This is a genomic window from Gemmobacter nectariphilus DSM 15620 (genome assembly GCF_000429765.1).
GTDB lineage: Bacteria > Pseudomonadota > Alphaproteobacteria > Rhodobacterales > Rhodobacteraceae > Wagnerdoeblera > Wagnerdoeblera nectariphila.
In genome coordinates this window covers 20,375-27,259 of record NZ_AUCM01000028.1, presented here as the reverse complement: position 1 = coordinate 27,259, position 6,885 = coordinate 20,375, and the positions used below count along the sequence as shown (strand labels likewise).

Annotated in this window: 7 protein-coding genes; 2 read left to right on the top strand and 5 right to left on the bottom strand. The window is 64.6% G+C overall.

What is annotated here, in order from left to right:
* The 5 genes from G481_RS0117160 to G481_RS0117135 all read right to left on the bottom strand — a co-directional run.
* Nucleotides 1-269, bottom strand: a 269-nt coding sequence (locus G481_RS0117160) for a transposase (protein WP_028031099.1), incomplete at its 3' end; no start/stop codon positions are given.
* Nucleotides 270-347: 78 nt separating this feature from the next.
* Entirely contained in the window at nucleotides 348-716 is a 369-nt protein-coding gene (locus tag G481_RS26785) for an FAD-binding domain-containing protein (protein WP_028031098.1), read from the bottom strand.
* A gap of 114 nt (nucleotides 717-830) precedes the next feature.
* On the bottom strand, nucleotides 831-1,343 hold the full coding sequence (locus tag G481_RS26780) for a deoxyribodipyrimidine photo-lyase (RefSeq protein WP_028031097.1): 513 nt from the start codon (nucleotides 1,341-1,343) through the stop codon (nucleotides 831-833).
* 156 nt (nucleotides 1,344-1,499) lie between these two features.
* A complete protein-coding gene (locus G481_RS24380) occupies nucleotides 1,500-2,867 on the bottom strand; it encodes a sensor histidine kinase (RefSeq protein WP_211235228.1) in 1,368 nt (455 codons plus the stop codon).
* Nucleotides 2,867-3,532, bottom strand: coding sequence for a response regulator transcription factor (locus G481_RS0117135; RefSeq protein ID WP_028031096.1), 666 nt, complete (start codon nucleotides 3,530-3,532; stop codon nucleotides 2,867-2,869). The genes G481_RS24380 and G481_RS0117135 overlap by 1 nt, the downstream gene beginning before the upstream one ends.
* A gap of 164 nt (nucleotides 3,533-3,696) precedes the next feature.
* On the opposite strand from G481_RS0117135, the gene G481_RS0117130 reads away from it, so the two are divergent.
* A complete protein-coding gene (locus G481_RS0117130) occupies nucleotides 3,697-4,782 on the top strand; it encodes a tripartite tricarboxylate transporter substrate-binding protein (RefSeq protein ID WP_425402478.1) in 1,086 nt (361 codons plus the stop codon).
* 168 nt (nucleotides 4,783-4,950) lie between these two features.
* The gene (locus tag G481_RS0117125; protein WP_084451067.1) at nucleotides 4,951-6,885 is read left to right on the top strand and encodes a tripartite tricarboxylate transporter permease; all 1,935 of its coding nucleotides are present in this window, start codon (nucleotides 4,951-4,953) and stop codon (nucleotides 6,883-6,885) included.

The following is a 6,885-nucleotide window of genomic DNA, read 5'->3' as shown; positions in this document are numbered from 1 at the left end:
GACAAAAAATCGTTGGCGACAGCCAGCTCTCCGATCTTGGCATGTAGGTCGCGAACCGTTTCTTCGGCAACCTCGGCCGCCGCTGCAGCCTTGCCACCCCTCTCGAAGATGCCTGCGGCACCCTCCAGAAGCGAACGCTTCCATTGATGGATCATCGTCGGGTGAACGCCATATTCGGCGGCCAGCTCCGACACCGTGCGCTCCCCCTTCACGGCTTCCAGCGCCACACGCGCCTTGAACGCCGCATCGTGGTTCCTGCGTTTCGACATGTTCTGATCTCCTCGTTCTTGGAGACCAGCAGGCCTCAGATCGTAGCTTCCGTCACTGTCCGATTTTCGGGGGGTAGCTCAATTCAGCCAGCCGGTGGCCTGCAGCGACCGCATGCAGGCATCCAGGAAGGGATAGCCGGTTTCGCCCTTTTCCCAAGCCTGCAGCCGTGCAGCGTCGGGCACCTTGGGGCGCAGATCGTCATACAGCCGGTGGAGATTTTCGAACTCAAGCCGTGGCTCGTCTTCAAGCTTCTGGATGAAATGGCAATGCCAGTGCAGTCGTCCCGAGAAGGATCGAAGCGACTGCCGCCACGTTTTTGCGGTGGGCGGCAAGGCACGCCGCTGCGCCTCGGTCGCCTGTTTCACCTCACGGATCGAAACCGCGCCCCAGGCCAGATAGGGGGAAAGGCGCGAACAGGCGGTGGCGCCCTCAAGCGGGCTGGACATGGCGCGCTGATACTGTTCACCGCGTTGGTTGAGAAAACTCTCCAACCGCTCCAGCCCGGCGCGCCGGCCGCCGGGCTGCCGACCCGGACAGCCGTCTGGCACCAGACCAAGATCCTACGCCAGGGGGATGGGGCCCGGATCCCCCCTCACCGGGGCAAGCTGCGGTGGGCCAGCGCAGGGCTGCGCCATCAGACGGTCCCAACGCTCGGCCCAGCCGTCCCGGGACTTCAGGCGCCGCCAGACCCCGTGGTTCTGCAGCTCGTGCCACGGCACGCCATTGTCACGGCACCAGGCCGCGACCTCGCGGTCGCGTTGAAAGGTCCAGTCGTTGCCGGTTTCCTCATGCGACCAAAGCGCCGACAGCGCCCCGTGGCGCTTCAAGGCGGCCAGGATCTCGACGACAGAACCCTGACGGACGATCAGCGGCTGGCCAAGCCGCCCAAGATCCGCGCGAAGTTCCTGAAGCGTCTCGGCCACAAAGGCCCATTGCCGATACGACGCATCCGGCTGACGCCAAAGATCCGGCTCAACAACATAAAGCGGCAGAACCGTGCCGACGCGTGCTGCGCAGGCCAGGGCCGCGTTATCGGCAGAGCGCAGATCGCGCTTGAACCAGACGACTTGCAAGACCCCTCCGCCATTGGCCGATGACCTTCCTGGTTACGTTGGCGGGCGCGACGCAGATCACACGCGACGGTCTGGCACGCAATGCCGGCCATGCCGAAAAGACCGCGCACCGCCGGCATTTGGGGCCGACGGCGCCAAGCCAGTGATCCCGTGTGCCTAACGCGCCAGGGTAATCTCGAAGATCGCACCATTCCCATCAGACCTGCAATGTGCGGTTCCGCCATGCGCCATGGCCACATCGCTCACGATGGCCAGCCCCAATCCACAGCCACGGGACTGATCGTCATCAAGCCGGAAGAAGCGGTCAAAGATCCGCTCGCACATTTCAGGCGGAACGCCGGGGCCGTCATCGACAAAGCGCAGGTGAACCGAGTGGGGCGTGAAATCGACCGACACCGCCATTCGGCCACCAGGACGCAGGGCATATTTGGCCGCATTGTCGAGCAGGTTGATCACCATCTCGTCGACCAGCACAGGATCGCACTCGACCGGCCGAACCGTGCCGGTCACCGAAAAGTCCACATCCACATCGCGCCGCAACTGCGCTTCGGCAAAGGTGCGCACCCTCTCGCGGATCAGTGCAACAAGGTCGACCGTTTGCACGAACTCTTTCAGGCTGCGCCCGCGCACCCGCTCGAGCGACAGAAGTTGCGAGGTCAGCCGGCTTGTGGCGCGGGCGCTTTCGGCCAGATCGGCAACGCGGCTTCGCAACTCTGCCTCGGTGGGCGCGCTTACCGCGGCCTCGGCCTGACTTTGGATGGCGGCCACGGGGTTGCGCATCTGATGCGCCGCATCAGAAATGAACCCGTCGCGCAATGCGAAGGCTTGCGCGAGCCGTTCGAACAGCGAGTTGGTGGTATGCACCAGCGGGCGCAATTCGGGCGGCACCCAGCGGCGGATCGGGCGCAGATCGTCGGCGCTGCGCTGGCCGATGGCCTCGCGCAGATCCAGCAGCGGCTTCAGGCCAAGCTTGATGCCAAACCGCAAGATCAGCGCCGCCGTCAGGATCACCGATCCAAGCAGAAAAATGGACTGCGTCACAAGCTTGCGCGACAGCGCCGAGCGCTGGGTGGTGGTCTGCCAGACCTCGACAGTGACCCAACCGCCAAACTGTGGCTCGCTGATGTATTCGCGCAGCACCACCGCCCGCACCGGCCTGCCCAGCGACACAGAGTCGAAAAACAGCGGCTCGCTGCCGGTCGCAGTCACGTTCGCAGGGGTATCCGGCGGATCGGAATAGCCGGTCACGAAACTGCCGCCCGGGCCCGTGATGCGATAGTAGACCGGATCTCCCAGCGCGGTGGTCAGCTCGTCCAGCAGGGTTTCGGTCAGCACATCGCCTTCCGAAATCACCACATCGCGCGAGATCGTCAGCGCCACCACCAGCAGCGTATTGTCATACAATTCGCGCGACAGGCGGTTGGCCTCGCGGTAGCGCGCAAAGGACGCCGCAGTCGCCACGGCGATCAGCGGCAGCATCAGCAGCAGGAACAAGCGGCCGCGCAGCGACACTCGGCGCAGCATCAATCGCCATCCAGCATGTAGCCAAGGCCCCGGGCGGTGCGGATCTTGGCGCCGCTGCCGTCTATCTTGCGCCGCAGACGCGAGATGAGCAGCTCAACGGCATTGCCCTCGATCGGGGTGCCGACACCGTAAAGCGCATCCGCGATCCGATCCTTTTCGATCAGTCGCCCGCGATGTTCCAGCAGCAATTCAAACAGCGCGAGTTCCCGCCGTGGCAGGTCCAGCGCCACCCCCTCGCGCAGGACGGTGCGCTGCACGCGGTCATAGACCAGCTGGCCCAGGGTCTCGCGCTCGGGCGCAACCTGCGGGCGACGGCGCGCCAGGGCGCGCAGCCGGGCGACAAGTTCGTCGATGTCGAAGGGCTTTACCATGTAGTCGTCCGCCCCCGCATCAAGCCCTGCGACCCGCTCCGAGGTTTTGCCCCGTGCGGTCAGAATCAGCACCGGAATCGGGTCGCCGCGCCTGCGCAAACGCCGGATGATCTCGATTCCGGACAGCCCCGGCAGGTTGATGTCGATCACCGCCACATCGGCCGAATGGCGCGAAAGAAAAACATCCGCATCCAGCCCATTGTCCAGATGGTCCAGCGCATGCCCTTGATCTTTCAGGGCATTTTCGATGCCTTTGGCAAGGCTGAGATTATCTTCCACCAGGATGATGTGCATCAACAGCCTTTTTTTCAGGCACCCGACAGGTTTTGGACAGCTAGACTGCCTATGGTCCCATCAAGCCGTGCTTGGGAGGATAAATCAAGAACGGTGACGCGCCGCCCACCTTTCAGGGGGGACGGCGTGCATGAAAACCCTGGGAGGACAAACGAATGACGACCATGACGCGCCGTGTGGCGCTTGGGCTTGCTGCTGGCGCTGTTGCCCTGGGGCTTGGCTGGCCGGCTGCGGCCGAGACGACTTTCGCAGGCAAGACGATCGAATGGATCATTCCGTTCTCGGCGGGTGGCGGCTCGGATACCTGGGCACGGTTCAACGCGCCGCTGCTTTCCAAGTACCTGCCGGGCAACCCGGTCGTGGTCGTGGTGAACGAACCTGGCGGCGGCTCGACCAAGGGCACGAACCTGTTTGCCGCGCGCGCCAAGCCCGATGGGCTGACCATCCTGGGCACCTCGGGGTCCACGCAGTTCCCCTATCTGCTGGGCGATCCGCGCGTGCGCTATGAATACAAGGACTGGAAGATTGCGATGGCCGGCCCCACGGGCGGTGTTGCCTATGCCTCGCCGTCGCTGGGGCTGACCGGGCCGCAAGACATCGCCAAGCTGAAAGACAAGGATCTGGTCTACGCCAGCCAGGGCGCCACCTCGCTGGATCTTGTGCCGCTTCTGGGCTTCCGCCTGATGGGCTTCAAGGTGCAGCACGTCTTTGGTTTCAAGGGGCGCGGCGATGGCCGTCTGGCCTTTGAACGGGGCGAGGTGAACATCGATTACCAGACCTCGTCGGCCTATCTGAAGAATGTGCAGCCGCTGGTGGATGCCGGTCAGGCCGTGCCGCTGTTCAGCTGGGGCGTTCTGAACGAGGCCGGCGAGGTCGTGCGCGACCCGACCTTCCCGGATCTGCCGTCCTTTGCCGAAGCCTATCAGACGCTGACCGGCAAAGCCCCGTCGGGCCCGGAATATGACGCCTATTTCGCCTTCTTCACCGCAGGCTTCCCGGCGCAGAAGATGGTGTTCCTGCCCAAGGGCACGTCCGATGACATCGTTGCCGCCTATCAGAAGGCCTTCGAGGACATGAAGGCCGACCCCGAGTACAAGGCCAATGCCGAGGCGGTCCTGGGCACCTACGATCAAGTCACCGGCCCGCTGGCGCAGGCGCTCTTTGAAAAGGGCACCACCATCGCGCCCGAGCTGCGCAAGCAGGTCGTCGATATGCTCGGCGCTGAATATGGCGTGAAGCTGGGCGACTGATCGCGCCCCAAGGCCTGTCGCGGGCGCGCCGATGCAGCGCGCCCGCCCCCCCTTCTTCCTCAAAATCCGACCTGTCGCCAAAGCGCGACCAACACGGGAGTTTCTACCGTGGTAGATACCCTTTTGTCCGCGCTTGCGGCCCTGCTGACCGTTCAACACCTGCTCTACATGCTGGTCGGTGTGTCGGTCGGACTGGTGATCGGTGTCATCCCGGGCCTCGGCGGCATTGCCGGCCTGTCGCTCTTGATGCCGTTCCTTTACGGCATGGATGAGGTGGCAGCCCTTGCCATGCTGATCGGCCTTGTCGCCGTCATTCCGACCTCTGACACCTTCTCGTCGGTGCTGATGGGCATTCCCGGCTCGTCCGCCAGTCAGGCAACCGTGCTGGACGGCTTTCCGCTGGCGCGGCGCGGCCAGGCAGCCCGCGCGCTGTCGGCGGCGTTCATTTCCTCGATGGCGGGAGGGATCTTCGGCGCCGTGGTGCTGACCGGGTTCGTGGTCATCGCGCGGCCGATCATCCTGTCCTTCGCCTCGGCGGAACTGTTCATGCTGGCGCTGTTTGGCCTGTCGATGGTCGCGGTGCTGGCAGGGCGCTCGCTGGCCAAGGGGCTGGCGGCATGCTGCATCGGGCTGATCATCGGCTCGATCGGCGGCGCGCCTGCCACGGGCGAGTTTCGCATGATCTTCGGGTCGGAATACCTCTATGACGGTATTCCGCTGGTGATCGTGGGCCTTGGCTTCTTCGCCATCCCCGAGATCGCGGATCTGCTGCGCAAGAACTCGGCCATCGCTTCGGGCAATGCGCTGGGGGCAGGCTGGTTCGATGGCCTGCGCGACTGGTGGAGCAACATCTGGCTGTCGGCCCGCTGTGCTGGCCTTGGCTGCATCATCGGCGCCATTCCGGGGCTGGGCGGGTCGGTGGTGGACTGGATCGCCTATGGCCATGCCGTGCAGACGGTCAAGAAGGACCCGCAGTTCGGCAAGGGCGACATCCGCGGCGTGATCGCACCCGAAAGCGCCAACAACGCCATGCAGGGGGGCGCGCTTTTGCCCACCATGCTGTTTGGCATCCCCGGGTCGGGGGCGATGGCGGTATTTCTGGGCGGCATGGTGCTGCTGGGTATCCAGCCGGGGCCGTCGATGGTGGGCGCCGATCTGAACATCACCTATTCGGTGATCTGGTCGCTGGCGATGGCAAATGTGATGGGCGCGGGCATCTGCCTTGCGCTGGCAATCCCGATCTCGAAGCTGACCCAGATCCCGTTCCAGCGCCTTGCGCCGTTCATGATCGTGCTCATCTGCTTTGCCGCGTTCCAGGCGACGCGCTCGCTGGCCGATCTGGTCGCGCTGCTGGGGCTTGGCGTGCTGGGCGTGCTGCTCAAGCGCTTTGGCTGGCCGCGCCCGGCGCTGCTGATCGGCTATGTGCTGGCCCCCCAGGCCGAGACCTATTTCTACCAGGCGCTGCAGTTCAACGGCTGGTCCTTCCTGGGGCGTCCGGGGGTGATCATCATCGGGCTGATGACCCTGGCCTCGGTGTTCTTCGGGCTGCGCAACCGCGTGGACGAGCATGGCCATGTCGTGCCCAATCAGGATGACGCGCCCGACGTGCCCAGCTTGAAGGCGCACCTGCCGCAGATCGGCTTTGCGGTGGCCATGGCGGCGCTGTTCGTGCTGGCCCTGACCGACTCGCTCAAGCACGACTTTCTGGGCAAGGTCTTCCCGCTGTCGGTGTCGATCATCGGGTTGGCGATGCTTGTCATCCTGATCCCGCAACTGGCACTGGGCAAGACCGGGCACCATGCGCATTTCGATGCCGAACTGACCGGCGAGCATGTCGGCCAAGCGGGCATCGGCAACCTGTGGGGCGGGCTTGCGTGGATTGCAGGTCTTGTCGGATTGACGGCGGTCCTGGGCTTCTATGCCGCGCTGCTGATCTTCTTTCCGGTCTTCCTGACCCTGCGCGCCAAGGCGAGGCCGGTTGCGGTGGGTCTGATGACGGCGGGGGCGGCGGGGTTCATTCTGGTGCTCGCATGGGCACTGTCGCTGAACTTCCCGTCGGGCGCGCTGCAAGACGTGCTCGATCTGCCCTGGCCCTTCCGCTGA

Excerpts from the sequence above, each read along its gene's own strand:
- G481_RS24380 (WP_211235228.1), bottom strand. The coding sequence starts at position 2,867 with ATGCTGCGCCGAGTGTCGCTGCGCGGCCGCTTGTTCCTGCTGCTGATG.
- G481_RS0117130 (WP_425402478.1), top strand. The coding sequence starts at position 3,697 with ATGACGCGCCGTGTGGCGCTTGGGCTTGCTGCTGGCGCTGTTGCCCTG.
- G481_RS0117135 (WP_028031096.1), bottom strand. The coding sequence starts at position 3,532 with ATGCACATCATCCTGGTGGAAGATAATCTCAGCCTTGCCAAAGGCATC.
- G481_RS26785 (WP_028031098.1), bottom strand. The coding sequence starts at position 716 with ATGTCCAGCCCGCTTGAGGGCGCCACCGCCTGTTCGCGCCTTTCCCCC.
- G481_RS0117125 (WP_084451067.1), top strand. The coding sequence starts at position 4,951 with ATGCTGGTCGGTGTGTCGGTCGGACTGGTGATCGGTGTCATCCCGGGC.